The 15,586-nt window shown below is 65.5% G+C and carries 13 protein-coding genes; 9 read left to right on the plus strand and 4 right to left on the minus strand.

The features are described from left to right. The first annotated feature begins 201 nt into the window (after nucleotides 1–201). The 3 genes from EI171_RS24555 (at nucleotide 202) to EI171_RS24565 (ending at nucleotide 5,046) form a co-directional block, all read left to right on the plus strand. A complete protein-coding gene (locus EI171_RS24555; RefSeq protein ID WP_011087373.1) occupies nucleotides 202–492 on the plus strand; it encodes a succinate dehydrogenase assembly factor 2 in 291 nt (96 codons plus the stop codon). Further along, nucleotides 489–4,007: a transcription-repair coupling factor gene (mfd, locus tag EI171_RS24560; protein WP_161534892.1), complete on the plus strand. Its 3,519-nt coding sequence runs from the start codon at nucleotides 489–491 to the stop codon at nucleotides 4,005–4,007. The genes EI171_RS24555 and mfd overlap by 4 nt, the downstream gene beginning before the upstream one ends. A 250-nt stretch (nucleotides 4,008–4,257) precedes the next feature. Continuing rightward, entirely contained in the window at nucleotides 4,258–5,046 is a 789-nt protein-coding gene (locus EI171_RS24565) for a carboxymuconolactone decarboxylase family protein (RefSeq protein WP_161534893.1), read from the plus strand. A 40-nt stretch (nucleotides 5,047–5,086) separates the two neighbouring features. On the opposite strand, the gene EI171_RS24570 is transcribed toward EI171_RS24565, so the two are convergent. Next, nucleotides 5,087–5,980, minus strand: a complete 894-nt coding sequence (locus tag EI171_RS24570; protein WP_161534894.1) for a LysR family transcriptional regulator — start codon at nucleotides 5,978–5,980, stop codon at nucleotides 5,087–5,089. Between the two features lie 283 nt (nucleotides 5,981–6,263). Here EI171_RS24570 and EI171_RS44860 point away from each other — a divergent pair, with 283 nt between their 5' ends. The 6 genes from EI171_RS44860 (at nucleotide 6,264) to EI171_RS24600 (ending at nucleotide 10,744) form a co-directional block, all read left to right on the plus strand. Then, a complete protein-coding gene (locus EI171_RS44860; RefSeq protein WP_202633006.1) occupies nucleotides 6,264–6,659 on the plus strand; it encodes a cupin domain-containing protein in 396 nt (131 codons plus the stop codon). 39 nt (nucleotides 6,660–6,698) lie between these two features. Then, nucleotides 6,699–7,694 carry an aldo/keto reductase gene (locus EI171_RS24580; RefSeq protein WP_161534896.1) on the plus strand — a complete coding sequence of 332 codons (996 nt, stop codon included), beginning with the start codon at nucleotides 6,699–6,701 and terminating at the stop codon, nucleotides 7,692–7,694. A gap of 42 nt (nucleotides 7,695–7,736) precedes the next feature. After that, a complete protein-coding gene (locus tag EI171_RS24585; RefSeq protein WP_161534897.1) occupies nucleotides 7,737–8,501 on the plus strand; it encodes an SDR family NAD(P)-dependent oxidoreductase in 765 nt (254 codons plus the stop codon). A gap of 235 nt (nucleotides 8,502–8,736) precedes the next feature. Further along, entirely contained in the window at nucleotides 8,737–8,946 is a 210-nt protein-coding gene (locus EI171_RS24590) for a cold-shock protein (RefSeq protein ID WP_028173969.1), read from the plus strand. Between the two features lie 202 nt (nucleotides 8,947–9,148). Then, nucleotides 9,149–10,273, plus strand: coding sequence for an acyl-CoA desaturase (locus tag EI171_RS24595; RefSeq protein ID WP_051000369.1), 1,125 nt, complete (start codon nucleotides 9,149–9,151; stop codon nucleotides 10,271–10,273). A gap of 234 nt (nucleotides 10,274–10,507) precedes the next feature. Further along, nucleotides 10,508–10,744, plus strand: a complete 237-nt coding sequence (locus EI171_RS24600; RefSeq protein WP_161534898.1) for a hypothetical protein — start codon at nucleotides 10,508–10,510, stop codon at nucleotides 10,742–10,744. Between the two features lie 62 nt (nucleotides 10,745–10,806). On the opposite strand, the gene EI171_RS24605 is transcribed toward EI171_RS24600, so the two are convergent. From EI171_RS24605 to EI171_RS24615, 3 genes are all read right to left on the minus strand, one after another. After that, nucleotides 10,807–12,027: a hypothetical protein gene (locus tag EI171_RS24605; RefSeq protein ID WP_028173973.1), complete on the minus strand. Its 1,221-nt coding sequence runs from the start codon at nucleotides 12,025–12,027 to the stop codon at nucleotides 10,807–10,809. 84 nt (nucleotides 12,028–12,111) lie between these two features. Beyond that, nucleotides 12,112–13,614 (minus strand): class I adenylate-forming enzyme family protein, encoded by a 1,503-nt coding sequence (locus EI171_RS24610; RefSeq protein WP_161534899.1) that lies wholly within the window; start codon nucleotides 13,612–13,614, stop codon nucleotides 12,112–12,114. Between the two features lie 23 nt (nucleotides 13,615–13,637). Then, nucleotides 13,638–15,476: an extracellular solute-binding protein gene (locus EI171_RS24615; protein ID WP_161534900.1), complete on the minus strand. Its 1,839-nt coding sequence runs from the start codon at nucleotides 15,474–15,476 to the stop codon at nucleotides 13,638–13,640. Between the last annotated feature and the right edge of the window lie 110 nt (nucleotides 15,477–15,586).

A 15,586-nucleotide genomic window follows, 5' to 3' on the forward strand; every position in this document is an offset into this window, starting at 1 on the left:
GTTTCGGCCCGTCATGCCCGGCTTTATGCCGTGCATCCACGTCTTTTTTCACGGCTCTGCGGGGATGGCCGGGATAAGGCCCGGCCATGACGAATTGGCAGACGGCAGTGCCACAACAAAGAGCTGACACCGGCCCCCCAAGTAGCTATATCACGCCCGCCCGGCACGTCCGGGCTTTCTGCGTTTGACTGGATCTGAGACATGACGGGAACGACACGATCGAGCAACGGGCTGGACGACCGCCGCAAGCGGCTTCTGTTCCGCTGCTGGCACCGCGGCACGCGCGAGATGGACCTAATCCTCGGCCGCTTCGCGGACGCCGAGATCGGCAATCTGTCCGATGCCGAGCTCGACGAGCTCGAGCACCTGCTCGAGGTCAACGATCCCGACCTCTATGCCGCCATCACCGGCGACAAGGTGCTGCCGGCCGATGTCACCGGCGCGCTATTTGCCCGTATCAAGGCGTTCCCGATTACGGACGGCGATTTATGAAGCAGGGGATGAAGTCGCCGGCCGAGCTGCTCACGCCCGGCCGCGCCCTGACGCTTGCCAATGTCGCGGAAGGTGCCGAAGGCCTCGTCATCTCGGATCTGGCGCGCGCCATCGCGGCGCGGCCGAAGAAGCCGGCCGTCAGCCTTGCGGTGGTCTGCCGCGACGGCGCGCGGATGCAGCAGCTCGAACGCGCGCTGCAATTCTTCGCGCCCGATCTGCCGGTGCTGACCTTCCCGGCCTGGGACTGCCAGCCCTATGACCGCGTCTCGCCGCATGGTGGCATTTTGGCCCAGCGCCTGACCACGCTGGCGCGGCTTGCGCCGCTGACCGGCAGCGACAAGCCGTTGATCGTGCTGACCACGGTCAACGCAATCGTGCAGCGCGTGCCCGCGCGCGAGCTCGTCGCGGCGCAGGCGCTGTCGGTCGCCCCCGGCAATGTCGTGCCGATGGACACCATCATCGCCTGGCTCGAGCACAACGGCTACAACCGCTCGTCGACCGTGCGCGAGCCCGGCGAATACGCCGTGCGCGGCGGCATTCTGGACCTGTTTCCGGCCGGTCTCGACCAGCCCGTGCGCTTCGACTTCTTCGGCGACAGCCTGGAATCGATCCGCTCCTTCGACGCCGAGACCCAGCGTACGCTGCTCGACATGCGCTCGCTCGACCTCGTGCCGGTCTCGGAATTCCAGCTCGTCACCGACACCATCCGCCGCTTCCGCATGGGCTATGTCGCCGAGTTCGGCGCGCCCGAGCGCGACGATGCGCTGTACGAGGCCGTCAGCGAAGGCCGCCGCCATCCCGGCATGGAGCACTGGCTGCCGCTGTTCCAGGACCGGATGGATACGCTGTTCGACTATCTGCAAGGCGCAGCGATCGCGATCGAGCCGCAGGCCGAGGACGCCGTCCGCGAGCGCTTCAAGCAGATCCTCGACTATTACCAGGCCCGCCGCGAGGCCATGGAGCATCCCGGCGGCGGCGCCATCTACAAGCCGCTGCCGCCGGACCGGCTGTATTTCACCGAAGAGGAGTGGACCAGGCGCCTCGGCGACGTCCCGCTGGCGCGCCTGACTCAATTCTCCGTGCCGGCGGATGGCACTGGTGTCGTCGATGCCGGCGCGCGCAAGGGCCGCGACTTCGCACCCGAACGCAACGACACCACCGTCAACGTGTTCGAATCCGTGGTCAGCCACGTGATGGCCTTGCAGGCGCAGCGCAAGAAGGTCGTGATCACGCTGTGGAGCGAAGGCTCGCGCGACCGCATGACCTCGATGCTGCGCGACCACAAGCTGGCCCACACCACCAGCGTCAACAGCTGGCGCACGGTGCAGGCGACCCCGCGCAACGAGACCATGCTCGCCGTGCTCGGCCTCGACAGCGGCTTCGAGACCGACGAGATTGCGCTCATCAGCGAGCAGGACATTCTCGGCGACCGCCTGGTGCGGCCGCGCAGGGCGAGCCGCAAGCTCGACAATTTCATCTCGGAGGTGACGAGCCTTGCCGCGGGCGACATCGTTGTCCATGTCGATCACGGCATCGGCCGGTTCGTCGGCCTGCAAACGCTGGACGTCGCCGGCGCGCCGCATGATTGTCTCGAGCTGCACTATGCCGCCGAAACGAAACTGTTCCTCCCCGTCGAGAACATCGAGCTGCTGTCGCGCTACGGCTCAGACCAGACCACGGTCGAGCTCGATCGTCTTGGCGGCAGCGGCTGGCAGACCCGCAAGGCGAAACTCAAGAACCGCATCCGCGAGATCGCGGGCGAGCTGATCAAGATCGCCGCTGCGCGCCATCTGCACGAGGCGCCCAAGCTGCCGGTGCAGCCGGGCCTCTATGATGAGTTCTGTGCGCGCTTCCCCTATGACGAGACCGAGGACCAGCTAGGGGCGATCGAATCGACCCTGAAGGATCTCGAACTCGGCCGTCCCATGGACCGGTTGATCTGCGGCGACGTCGGCTTTGGCAAGACCGAGGTGGCCTTGCGCGCGGCCTTTGCCGTGGCGCTCGAAGGCAAGCAGGTCGCGGTCGTGGTGCCGACCACGCTGCTGGCGCGCCAGCACGCAAGAACCTTCACCGAGCGTTTCAAGGGCTTTCCGGTGAACGTGGCCCAGGCCTCGCGCCTGATCCCGACCAAGGAGCTGAACCAGGTCAAGAAGGGCATTGCGGACGGCTCCGTCGACATCGTCGTCGGCACCCACGCGTTGCTCGGCAAGGCGATCAAGTTCCGCGATCTCGGCCTCGTCATCGTCGACGAGGAGCAGCATTTTGGCGTCACTCACAAGGAACGGCTGAAGGCGCTTCGCTCCGAGGTGCACGTGCTGACGCTGTCGGCAACGCCGATCCCGCGCACGCTGCAGCTCGCGCTCACCGGCGTCCGCGAGCTCTCGATCATTGCCTCGCCGCCGGTCGACCGCCTTGCCGTGCGCACCTTCGTCGCCCCGCACGATCCCTTGATGATCCGCGAGGCGCTCTTGCGCGAGCGCTATCGCGGCGGCCAGGCGTTCTACGTCGTGCCGCGCATCGACGACCTCCCCGAGGTCAAGGACTTCCTCGACAAGAACGTGCCGGAGATGAAGGTCGCGGTCGCGCACGGGCAGATGCCGCCCGCGGTGATCGAGGACATCATGACCGCGTTCTACGACGGCAAGTTCGACATCCTGCTGTCGACCACGATCGTCGAATCCGGCCTCGACATTCCCAACGCCAACACGCTGATCGTGCACCGCGCCGACATGTTCGGCCTTGCCCAGCTTTATCAGCTCCGCGGCCGCGTCGGCCGCTCCAAGCTCCGGGCGTACGCGCTGTTCACGCTGCCGGCGCAGCAGAAGATCACGACGCAGGCCGAACGCCGGCTCACCGTGCTGCAATCGCTGGAGACGCTGGGCGCGGGCTTCCAGCTCGCCTCGCACGACCTCGACATCCGCGGCGCCGGCAATCTCCTCGGCGAGGAGCAGTCCGGTCACATCAAGGAGGTCGGCTTCGAGCTCTACCAGTCGATGCTGGAGGAGGCGATCGTCAACCTCAAGGCCGGCGTCTCCGAGCCCGCCGCCGACCGCTGGTCGCCGTCGATCACGATCGGCATGCCCGTGCTCATCCCGGAGGATTACGTCAGCGATCTCTCGGTCCGTCTGTCGCTCTACCGGCGCCTGGCCGATCTCGACACCGAGGAGGAGATCGAGAATTTTGGCGCCGAGATGCGCGACCGCTTTGGCGTGTTGCCCGACGAGGTGCGCTATCTCTTCAAGGTCGCCGCGATCAAGGCGTTCTGCCGCAGGGCCAATGTCGAGAAGATCGACGCCGGCCCGAAGGGCGCCGTCATCGCCTTCCGCGACAATTCGTTCGCCTATCCCGATCGCCTGGTGACGTTCATCCGCAGCCACGGCCAGGCTGCGAAGGTGCGGCCCGACATGAAGGTGGTGTTCCTGCAAGACTGGGAAACGCCGGAAGATCGGCTCGCCGGCACCACCGAGATCATGCGGCAGCTCGCACAACTCGCGCAGGCCAAGAAGGCGGCCTAGCGGTCATCGTGTCCCGGACAAGCGCAGCGAAGCGGAGCGCAGAGCCGGGACCCAGTTCTTTCCTGACCGGCCATCATTCAAGTTTGGCGCGGGATGCGGACCAATTCATAAGCCTGGTCGATAAGTCCATGCGAACTACGTCACCTAATCGCACGGCGGCCCGTCGCCTATAACAAGCTTGCGAAGGGCGATCACGCCCCGCCGGCGCGCGTGCGCCCGGGAAGCAACTGCAGTGTACAGGAAATCCATCATGAAACTGCAAGCCGCGGTCGTCGCATTGCTTGCGCTGACGGCCATGCCATCGGCCCGCACGGAGGAGACTGCCGCCATGACCGGATCAAGCCCCGTGCTAACGTATGAGGATGTTCGGAAAGTCGGCCCGGCACTGGAGGCGTACACGCAGAACCGTCTCCTCGGCGATGTCTGGAAACGGCCCGGCCTCGCGCCGCGCGACCGCAGCATCGTCACGTTGGCTGCACTGATCGCGCGAAATCAGACGATCGAGATGCCATATCATTTCAATCTTGCGCTCGATAACGGTGTCAAGCCGCGCGAGATTTCGGAGATCATCACGCATCTCGCCTTCTACGCCGGCTGGGCCAATGCGATGTCGGCCGTCGCCGTTGCCAAGGACGTCTTTACCGCCCGCGACATCGGCGCCGCGCAGCTTCCGGTCGTCTCGGTGACGCCGTTGCCGCTCGACGAGGCTGCCGAGGCGCAGCGTGCTGCGTTCGTCCAGGACCAGTTCGGCGCGTCCTTTCCGGGCGTCGTGCAGTACACCACCGACGTGTTGTTTCGTGATCTTTGGCTGCGTCCGGACCTCGCGCCCAGGGACCGCAGTCTCGTCACCGTCAGCGCGCTGATCGCCAACGGGCAGATGGCGCAGCTCACGCCGCATCTCAACAGGGCGATGGACAACGGCCTGACCCAGACGGAGGCTTCGGAAGCCATCACGCAGCTGGCGTTCTATGTCGGGTGGCCCAACGTGTTTTCGGCGATGCCCGTCGCCAAGGATGTGTTCGCGAAGCGGCCACATTAGCCGTATCTCACCGCCATTGGCGCTTGGCCGAGGTGACATCTCAGTCCCGGTGGCGGAGCGCCTCGACAAGGAGTGCAAAGGCGGCTGAGGGCTGGCGCCGGCTTGGGTAGTAGAGGTGGTAGCCGGGATAGGGAGGGCACCAGTCCTCCAGCACCCTCTTGAGGCGCCCCTTGTTGATGTGGGACCGCACCAGGCCCTCCGGCAGATAAGCCAGCCCCAGGCCCGCAAGCGCCGCCTGGAGCATCTGGGTGGTGGTGTTGAAGACCAATTGGCCGTCGACCCGAACCTTCAACTCGCGAGAGCCCTTTTCGAACTCCCAAGAGTACAATCCGCCATGGGTCGGCAAGCGCAGATTGATGCAATTGTGCTCGACCAGTTGCGAAGGCTTCTTCGGCTCCGACCGGCTCCGGAAATAGGACGGAGCGCCGACGACGGCCATGCGCGCGTCGGGGCCGATTCGCACAGCAATCATGTCCCTCGCGACTTGCTCGCCATCCCGCACGCCGGCATCGAAACGTTGCGCGACGATATCCGTCAGTCCGTAGTCGCTGACGATCTCGAGCTTGATGTCGGGATATTCGCGTAACAGCTTCGCTAGCTTCGGCAGAAGGACGGCGTCGGTGGCAAATTCGGTCGCCGTAATGCGAATGGTACCGGAGGGCTTTTCCCGGAGCTCGGTCAAGGCGACGAGTTCGGTCTCGATCTCCGCGATCCGTGGCCCCACGTTGCGCAACAGACGTTCACCCGCGGCCGTCGGCGACACGCTGCGCGTGGTGCGCGTCAACAGGCGCAGTTTCAGCCGCGCCTCGAGCTCCTTGATGGTGTAGCTGAGCGCGGACTGCGAAATGCCGAGCTTCGCGGCGGCTCTCGTAAAGCTGCCTTCGCGGGCGACGATCAGGAAGGCCGCGAGGTCGTCGAGATTTCCGCGCTGCATTTATCGATCCTCCTTATAAGTCCATGCCGATCATAGTGGCTAGTCCGCATAGCCGCACGCATTAGATATGGCGCAGTCCCGCGAGGTGAGGCGAGCTCGGCATATGGATCGATCGGACGTTCCCTTCCGGCAATGCGAGAGCAGCGCTGCGGACGCCCCGAGCGCGCTGACGCGACGGAGCATGCTGTCAGGCGCTGCCGGATTGGCCATGCTGGCATCGTCGCATGCGGGCTTTGCGAGGGCCTCGGACGAGACTGGCCCGACAACGGGAAGGCAAGCAACTATGGATATCAAACGCAATGGCTCACGCCCCTCCGGCAAGGGCCCCGAAGCATGGTTCTCCGGCACGGTCCGTGTCGATCCGCTCTTTCAGCTGGGTGATCCGGTACGTCTGAGCGGCGGTCAAGTAACTTTCGAAGCCGGTGCCCGAACCATGTGGCACACCCATCCGCTCGGCCAAACCCTGATCGTCACGTCCGGCCTGGGCTGGGTGCAAAGCGAGGGGGTACCGATCGAGGAAATCCGCCCCGGCGACGTCGTCTGGTTTCCGCCCGGCGAGAAACACTGGCACGGCGCCACCGCGACAACCGCGATGACGCATATCGCCATCACGGAATCGCTCAACGGCAAGAATGTCGACTGGATGGAGAAGGTCAGCGACGAACAGTATCGCAAGTGATTGCGTGCTGGTGCGAGCGGCGCGCCGAGGAGATTGAACATGCAGATGCGCGAGCTTGGCGATAGCGGCCTTGCGGTTTCGGCCATCGGCCTCGGCTGCATGGGCCTGAACTATCATCGCGGCCCGGCGCCGGAACGGCACGAGATGATCGCGCTGGTCCGGGCGGCGGTGGAGCGCGGTGTCACCTTCTTCGACACCGCCGAAGTCTACGGCCCGTTCACCAACGAGGAGTTGGTGGGCGAGGCGCTGCAGCCGGTCCGGAAAGACATCGTCATCGCGACCAAGTTCGGCCACGATCTCGGTCCCGCCGACGCGCGGCGTTCCGGCGGGCTGGACAGCCGTCCCGAACAGATCCGGCAGGCGGCCGAAGGCTCGTTGAAGCGGCTGCGGATCGAGACCATCGACCTGTTCTATCAGCACCGCGTCGATCCCAATGTCCCGATCGAGGACGTCGCCGGTGCGGTCAAGGATCTGATCGCCGAGGGCAAGGTCAGGCATTTCGGCCTCAGCGAGGCCGGCGCCTCTACCATCCGCCGTGCGCACGCGGTCCAGCCGGTCGCGGTGATCCAGAGCGAATACTCCCTCTGGTGGCGTCAGCCCGAGACGGAGGTGTTGCCGGCTTGCGAGGAGCTGGGGATCGGCTTTGTCCCCTTCAGTCCACTGGGCAGGGGCTTCCTCACCGGCAAGATCGACGAGACCACCAGCTTCGGCGGCAATGACAACCGCGCCGGCTTGCCGCGCTTTACGCCCGAGGCCCGCAAGGCGAACCGGCCGGTCGTCGACCTGCTGGCTCAGATCGGTGCCCAGAAACGTGCCACGCCGGCGCAGATCGCATTGGCCTGGCTGCTGGCGCAGAAGCCGTGGATCGTCCCGATCCCCGGCACGACCAAGCTCGGCCGTCTCGACGAAAACATCGCTGCGGCCGCGGTCGCGCTGACACCCGACGATATCAGGCACATCGACGCCGCGGTCGCGCAGATCACCATCACAGGCGACCGTTACCCGCAGGCGGAAGCTGCACGTACGCAGCGCTGACGGCACGTACGACGACCCGACAGATCGACAGGAGAGATATCCATGAACATTTCATTCGAGGGACAGGTTGCGCTGGTGACCGGCGCTGCATCCGGGCTGGGCCTCGCCACGGCAAAGGCTTTCGCGGAATCCGGAGCATCCGTCGCGCTGGCGGACTGGAACGAGGACGCGGTGCGGGCCGCGGCGGGCGAGCTGGCCACCCGGGGTCACAAGGCCATCGCCATCCGCTGCGACGTCTCCAATGACGCGCAGGTCGAGGCGATGGTGGCGCAGACCGTTGCGGTCTTCGGTAGGCTCGATGCCGCCTACAACAATGCGGGCGTCCAGAATGTCCTCGCAGAGACCGCGGACACGACCCGTGAGGACTACGACCGCGTCATGGGGATCAATCTCCGCGGCGAATGGAGCTGCATGAAATTCGAGCTGCAACAGATGCGCAAGCAGGGCAGCGGCGCGATCGTCAATTGCTCGTCTCTCGGGGGACTTGTGGGAGGCGCCGAGCGCGGCATCTATCACGCCGCCAAGCACGGCGTCCTTGGCTTCACCAAGAGCGCGGCGCTCGAATATGCGGCACGCGGCATCCGTATCAACGCCATCTGCCCCGGGCTGATCTGGACCCCGATGGCCGACCAGATGGTTGCCGCCGGCCAGGGCGATGCGCTCAAGGCGATGGAGAAGAGCGTGCCGATGGGACGGGTCGGCCGCCCCGAGGAAATTGCGAGCGCGGTGTTATGGCTGTGCAGCGACGCCGCCAGCTATGTGACCGGCCAGTCCATCTCGGTCGACGGCGGGTTCATCATGCGGTGAATAGAGCGAACCCGGAGGCCGCCAACCGGACATATAGGTCCGAAAACAGCGACATATGGCCCCTTGCGGAATGCCCGAACAATAGCCATACTCAAGCCATCGAGTTTCGGCCGAACGACTTGGCCTCGCCGCTGACAAGCGTGCCTGACTGACGACCCTCCCTCCAGATCTCGAATTCGCTAACTGTGCTCTTGAGCGCGGTTCCAAAGACTTATCTATGTTAAAGGACGACCCCATGAATACGGGAACTGTGAAGTGGTTTAACGGCCAAAAGGGTTTCGGCTTCATTCAGCCGGATCAGGGCGGCCAGGATGTTTTCGTTCATATCAGCGCAGTTGAACGCGCCGGCATGAGCACCCTCAACGAGGGCCAGAAGGTTTCCTTCGAAATCGTCGCGGACCGCCGGACCGGCAAGTCTGCCGCGGAAAATCTGCGCGCCGTCTAGGCTGCCGCAATCGGTACTATGTTGCTTTGACCACGGATGTACTGGCAGAGCTTCTGGTTCTCTCGACCCGCGACTGGTTTACCGGCCGCGGGTTTTTTTACATCGGTTGCGGGTCGGCCCGCCCATCGAAACAGCTGAGGTCGCGAGCGTGTCTATCAATATCGATTCAGGCCAGGATTCAGATCAGGAACACGACGACGTCATGTATCCGCAGGTCCTGCCGTTTGTATTGATCCACGCGGGATGCCTCGCGGCGATCTGGTCGGGCGTCTCGTGGCAAGCCGTTGCAATCTGCGTTGCCCTGTATTGGCTGCGCATGTTCGGCATCACTGCCGGATATCACCGGTACTTCTCGCATCGGGCTTACGCCACAAGCCGGGCGTTCCAGTTCATCCTTGCCTTCCTTGCCCAGAGCAGCGCCCAGAAAAGCGTGCTTTGGTGGGCTGCCAAGCACCGCCATCATCATCTTCACTCGGATACGGCGCAAGATGTCCATTCACCCCGGCACAAGGGCTTCGTGTACAGTCATCTCGGCTGGATCTTTTACCGGCAGCACGATGCGACCGACCTCGTGAAGGTATCGGATCTGGCGTCGTATCCCGAGTTGATGTGGTTGCACCGGCTGGAGCTGTTGCCGGCGGTCGTGCTCGCGGGTCTGTGCTTCCTGATTGCCGGGTGGTCGGGGCTCGTGGTCGGATTTATGTGGAGCACCGTGGTTCTGTATCACGCGACATTCTGCATCAACTCCCTCGCACATGTTCACGGACGCAGGCGGTATGTGACCGGCGACGATTCCCGCAACAACTGGCTGCTCGCCCTGCTGACGATGGGCGAGGGGTGGCACAACAACCATCACGCCTACCAGGCCAGCGCCCGGCAGGGCTTCTACTGGTATGAGGTCGATCTGACCTACTATGCCCTGGTCGCCTTGTCCTGGCTCGGGATCGTCTGGGATCTGAAGTTGCCGCCCAGGCAGGTTCTGCGCAATGAGCATCGTTTGGGATCGCGCGTGGTCAAGCAAGCGGCCGAGCAGCTCGCCGCTCGCTTTGATCCCGAGCACATCGCGCTCGCGATCAGAACGTCGATCCACGAGACTGAATTATCGGTCCGGGACGCGCTCAGTCTGCTGCAGCACCGTGCCGACTTGCGCCTGTCCAGCATGCCGACCCGCGAGCAGTTGCTGGCTGAGGCTCAACGCATGTTCGCCAAGACCATATCCCTCGACGATATCGTCGACCGCGCCTACGAACTCCTGCACGATTCTGTCGGTTTTCTCCTGGCCACGCCCGCTCTATCGGCCAACACGAACGCGAAGAGTGGCATTTAGCGCGAGCATCCCCATATTGGGGGTATGACCAATTGGCAGAAGTCGAGTCCACGGCAACCACCCAAGACGAAGGCTGAGCTTCGCGAGATGCTGACTGAGGCAGTCCGCAACACGCAGCCCAGCCGCGAGTCGAATCGCCCAGCGAAAGCCAGGAAGATCGCGGCCGGGATGGTCCGCGCCGATCAAGCGTCCGGGGTCACCGCACCCGTTCGCTGAGCCCCGAGAAGGAGCCGCATGCGCAAGTTTGCCAAGCCCACCGAGCAAGAGCTCAAAGAAGGGCCCCAAGCCGTGTCCTTTCAGATCGCGAACGGGAACGCGCGGCAGACCTGTATTCTGCAGACCACGCTCCCAACCAAGGCGCAGGCGCAAAAATACCTTCTCGCGAATTGGCCGGCCGTCGAAAAGATGGCTCGCGACGCTCTCGCGATGGGAGCCGTTGAGGACGGCCAGATCAAGCTCATGATGACGTGAGCGTCCGAGGCCCGACGGCGGACATCAAGACGCGTATTGGATTATTGAACGCTGGCAAATGACTACGACGCCGCGCGCGAGGCGTCGGCGGACAGCCGCGCCAGCAACGACCTGGCCGTATCCGACGACGACAGCGAGTCCACGCTGACCACGGGATCGCTGCGCATCTCGTGCTTGCCGTTGGAGGTGTGCCGCATCACCGCGGAGAGACGGCGGGCGATCATGTGGGCGGTGCGGAAGTCGGTCTCGGCGAACACGACGATGACCGAGCCGTCCTTCTGCGCCGCGCCGAAATCCATCTGCCGCATCAGGCGGCTCAGGATGCGCGCAGCATCCAGTTGCGCGCGGGGATTTGAAGGATCGAAGGCGAAGCGCGCCACCGACAGGCCGCCGCCGCGGGCGAGCGTCTGCTCGACCGCCCTGGAGAAGTCGCGGGCAAAGGCTTCCGTCGTAAGCAGGCCGCTGCGCGGATCGAGCCAGCCGCCGGCGTCGATCGAGCGCAGCGTGCGGCTCAGTTGCGCTTCCATCGCGTGCTGGCGGATCAGCGGCAGCGCGTTGGCGGCGACCTTCGCCGGCTCGCCCGGAATAAGCTCGAGATTAGGCAGGTCGTAGGTCTGCACGAGCTGGTGTGCGGTGACGACCACGGGCAGGCTGCGGAAGCGGGTGTCTTCGGCGAGCACCGTGAGGAAGGCGTCGATGACGCGCGCGGTAAAACCTTCCGCGAGCACGACGCCATCGATATCGCGAGTGTTGAGATGCTTGGCTGCGGCCTCGATCGAGAGCGCGCCGATGACACCGACGCGCTCACCGAGCGCGACGGAGAGTGCGGGATAGGCCGCGCCGCGGCCGATCAGGAGCACGGTGGCATCGCGCGACGGGTCGCTCTCCGGCAGCGCGACCTTCGCCTCCGGCAGCCGGCGCAGCACGGTGGCATGAAGGGTGCGCACGCGCAGCGCGGCGCGCAGCCGCGCGCTCAGGCGGTCGGGATTGCCGCGCGAGGAGAAGGGCAGGGCGTTGTGAGGCAGCGTGCCCGCCGCGTCCAGGGCCACGAAGGGCAGGTAAAGCGATTGGTCGGCGATCTTCTTGGCGAGCAGCGCCAGATACGGCTCATATCCGCTGTTCATTGCGGCGAGAACCGCGGCCGGCTGCACCTGCTCGACCGCGCGCACCGCGCTGGCCCAGTCGGTGTCGACCACGGGGAAGAGACGGGCCTCGTCCAGCGCCGCAACGAAGGCGGGGCGCTCGGCATTGGACACAAAAAGGATCGGGCCCGCCTGGGACATCGCAAACTCTGATCACGCGACAGATGCTGCGCAATCTAGTTTGGCCGCCTTAATGCAGCGTCAACGAATGGGTCGAAAGTGCGCCTAGGCCGCCCCGGAGCGGTCGCGAAAAGCCTCAACCATCAGGGGGTTAAGCCCAAGCTCGTTGAGCGCCTCGCGGGCGCGGGCATTGTCCTGGGCCCGGCCCGCCAGCCGATGACCGGAAAGGCGGTCGGGCAGCGCGGTGAGCAGGGCGCCCTGGCCGAGCCGGCGCGCCCATTCCTGGAGGTCGTTGGAGAGGAAGCGGTAGCCGCCGACGGCCATGATGCCCGAGGGCGGCGCGGTGATGCAGATCGCACCGCTCGGACGGTCGAGCCGCGCCGCATAGCCGGTGTCGACATAGTCGCGCGGCGGCTGCGCGATCAGCGTCTCGCCGACCGGCTGCGGCGGGGCATAGGCCGCGATCGGCACCATCGCCCCGCGGAGGCCGAGCGTGCCCTTCGGCGTCAGCAGGATCTCGCCGGCGATGGAGGAGCCGGACTGTTCGCGCGGGGCACCGTGCGGCCCCGGCATTACCGCAACAGGCATGCCGTCCTCGCCGCGGCGGGCGCCAAACAATCCGGCCTCGCCGAAAAGATAGACGTCGGTCAGCGGCGCATGCGGCGCGATCCAGGCATCGCTTGCCGCCACCTGTTCGGGCGCGCGCCACAGGCCGATAACGTTGCGTAAGGTAGGCATCCGCGCCGCCAGGTCGGAATCGCCGAGCCGCAGCGCGAGCTGCGCGGGCGCGATCAGCACCTCGCATTCATGCTCGTTGATCTGCTGCTCCAGCACGTCGTTCTCGAACGGATGATGCAGCGCCAGCGCGCCGCCCGAGAGCAGCCACACCGCGAGCGAGGAGGCGAGGCCGGCGAACGACATCGGCGTGAACGCCGCCATCACGGTCGCGCCCTGCTTGATGTCGGCCTCCAGCGACATCGCAAGGCCCCCGGCGATCAGGCTGAAATGCGGCCGCGGCACCGGGCGAAAGCCTTCCGCCGTGACGTCGAAGGAGATCATCGCCGCCTTGCGGCCGTCCTGGATCACGGCGCGCGTGGTGCCGGGCGGGCGGGCCAGGACCTCGTCGAGCGAGGCCATCCCTTCGGGCAGGTCGGTGCCGAAGCCGCAGACATGGCGGATCGAGAACGCCTCGGCCGCAGCGTGCATCGCGAGGTCGGCATAGCTGACGCCGTCGACCTTGCTCATGGTGACGATGGCGCGCGCCGCGGTGCGGTTGAGCGCAGCGGTCAGTTCCGCGTGGCGCCAGAGCAGCGGCAGCACGGCGACGACGAGACCGGCGCGATGGGCGGCGAGCACCGTCAGCACGAACTCGACCGTGTTCGGCAGCTGGATTGCGATGACGGAATTGGCCGGCAGGCCCGATTCGACGAAATAGGCCGACAGCGCCTCGATGGCGGTATCGGCCTCGGCATAGCTCAGCCGCCGCGGCTGGTGCCCGGTCACGCGCGCCTTGTTGAGGGGGTCGAGCAGGGCGGTCGCGTGCGGCTGCCGCATCAGCGTGCGCTGGAACAGCGTGTCGAGCGTCGGCGATACGGCTTGCTGGTTCACGGCGTCACTTCGCTTGACTGGCCCTAAGGCTCACCCTTCGACCACCAGGTCTCCGGCAGGTAGCCGGACAGCGCAGTGGCCTTTGGCCGTTCTATCCGATTCCAGCGCGCGATCCATTGCTCGGATACGTTAAACAGGGGGATTGTGTAGAAGCCCGCGATCAGGGCGCGGTCCAGCGCGCGCACCGCCGACACGAAGGCCGTATGTTCACGGGCCTCCAGCAGGGCGGCGATCATGGCGTCGACCGCCGGATCCCTGGCGCCCATGTAGTTGCGGGTGCCCGGATTGTCGGCGGCGGCGCTGCCCCAATAGAAATACTGCTCGTTGCCGGGCGACAGCGACTGGTCCCAGCGGTTCTGGATCATGTCGAACTCGTAAGCGAGCCGGCGCTGGTCGAATTGCACGGGATCGACCGACCGTACGCTCGGCTCGATGCCGGCGCGCCTGAGGTCGCGCTGGAAGGCGAGCGCGATGCGCTCCTGGTCGCGGGTCGTCACCAGGATCTCGAACGTGAAGGGCGCCTTGGTCGCGCGGTTGCGCAGCACGGTGCCGTCGAGATCGTAGCCGGCCTCCGACAACAGTTTCAGCGCGGCGCGTAGCGTGGCCCGGTCGCGGCCGGAGCCGTCGGTCACCGGCAGGCGGTAGCTGCCGTCCATGACATCGGGCGGAATCTGTGCGGCGAACGGCTTGAGCAGCTCGCGCTCGCGCGCGTCCGCAGGCCTGCCATAGGCCGACAGGTCCGAGCCGGCGAAATAGCCGGCGACGCGCGAGTAGAGCGAGAAGAAGTAGTTGCGGTTGACCAGCTCGAAATCGAACAGCAGCGTCAGCGCCTTTCGCACGCGGATGTCGGCGAACATCGGACGGCGGGTGTTGAAGACCAGGAATTCCGAGGGCTGCGGCACGCCGGGCTTGACGGTGTCGCGGATCACCTCGCCGCTTTTGACGGCCGGAAAATCATAGCCGTCGTGCCAGCGCAGCGGCTCGTTCTCGACGCGGAAATCGTAGAGGCCGCGCTTGAAGGCCTCGAACTGGCCGTTGGCCTCGCGGAAAAAGTCGAGCCTGATCTCGTCGAAATTGTAGAGGCCGCGATTGATGGCGAGGTCGCGGCCCCAATAGTCGGGATTGCGCTTGAGCGTCACGCTGGCGCCGGGCCGCACCGCGGTGACGCGATACGGGCCGGAGCCGACAGGCCCGGTCAGCGTCGTCTCCTCGAAGGTCGCGACATCGACCGCGTGCTTCGGCAGGATCGGCATCAGGCCGAGGATCAGCGGCAATTCCCGGTCGTTGGCGCCGGTGAGGTCGAAGCGGGCGGTGAGAGGATCTGGCGCCTCGGCCCTGGCGACCTTGGCATAGTATTGCCGAAGGTTCGGTCGGCCGTGGTCGCGCAAGAGCTGCCAGGAGAACAGCACGTCCTCCGCGAGCACCGGCTTGCCGTCGGAGAAGCGGGCGCGGGGATCGAGGCGGAACGTGACATGGCTCCGCTCGTCGTCGGTCTCGACCGATCTGGCGAGCAGGCCGTAGAGCGTGAACGACTCATCCTGGCCACGCGCAAGCAGGCTTTCGACCACGTAGCCGCGGATCGGCTGCACCGCCAATCCCTTCACGATGAACGGATTGAGGCTGTCGAAGGTGCCGAGAATGCCCCAGGTCAGCCGGCCGCCCTTGGGCGCATCGGGATTGGCGTAGGGCATGTGGGTGAAATCGGCGGGCATCGCCGGCTTGCCGTGCATGGCGATGGCATGGGCCTCCTCGGCCCGTGCGCTGGCCGGCAGCCCGGCGCCGAGGGCCATAACGAGGGCCGAGGCGAGGATGATGCAATGGCGGATGCCGGGGCCCTCGAGAAGGCGTTGGAACATGAACATGGGCACACGTTGATTCGAGGACCGGCGGACCTGAATCCTATCACAGGGAATTTGGTGGGGCGCTGGCGCCAGAGTGACCAAAGACGCTTGTCGGCATTGATCTTTTCGTC

The organism is Bradyrhizobium sp. LCT2, assembly GCF_009931255.1.
GTDB lineage: Bacteria > Pseudomonadota > Alphaproteobacteria > Rhizobiales > Xanthobacteraceae > Bradyrhizobium > Bradyrhizobium diazoefficiens.

What these genes read in the sequence shown, in the direction of transcription:
- EI171_RS24590 (WP_028173969.1), top strand. Translation starts at nt 8,737, where the DNA reads ATGAATACGGGAACTGTGAAGTGGTTTAACGGCCAAAAGGGTTTCGGC.
- EI171_RS24565 (WP_161534893.1), top strand. Translation starts at nt 4,258, where the DNA reads ATGAAACTGCAAGCCGCGGTCGTCGCATTGCTTGCGCTGACGGCCATG.
- EI171_RS24580 (WP_161534896.1), top strand. Translation starts at nt 6,699, where the DNA reads ATGCAGATGCGCGAGCTTGGCGATAGCGGCCTTGCGGTTTCGGCCATC.
- mfd (WP_161534892.1), top strand. Translation starts at nt 489, where the DNA reads ATGAAGCAGGGGATGAAGTCGCCGGCCGAGCTGCTCACGCCCGGCCGC.
- EI171_RS44860 (WP_202633006.1), top strand. Translation starts at nt 6,264, where the DNA reads ATGGATATCAAACGCAATGGCTCACGCCCCTCCGGCAAGGGCCCCGAA.
- EI171_RS24600 (WP_161534898.1), top strand. Translation starts at nt 10,508, where the DNA reads ATGCGCAAGTTTGCCAAGCCCACCGAGCAAGAGCTCAAAGAAGGGCCC.
- EI171_RS24615 (WP_161534900.1), bottom strand. Translation starts at nt 15,476, where the DNA reads ATGTTCATGTTCCAACGCCTTCTCGAGGGCCCCGGCATCCGCCATTGC.
- EI171_RS24570 (WP_161534894.1), bottom strand. Translation starts at nt 5,980, where the DNA reads ATGCAGCGCGGAAATCTCGACGACCTCGCGGCCTTCCTGATCGTCGCC.
- EI171_RS24585 (WP_161534897.1), top strand. Translation starts at nt 7,737, where the DNA reads ATGAACATTTCATTCGAGGGACAGGTTGCGCTGGTGACCGGCGCTGCA.
- EI171_RS24605 (WP_028173973.1), bottom strand. Translation starts at nt 12,027, where the DNA reads ATGTCCCAGGCGGGCCCGATCCTTTTTGTGTCCAATGCCGAGCGCCCC.
- EI171_RS24595 (WP_051000369.1), top strand. Translation starts at nt 9,149, where the DNA reads ATGTATCCGCAGGTCCTGCCGTTTGTATTGATCCACGCGGGATGCCTC.
- EI171_RS24555 (WP_011087373.1), top strand. Translation starts at nt 202, where the DNA reads ATGACGGGAACGACACGATCGAGCAACGGGCTGGACGACCGCCGCAAG.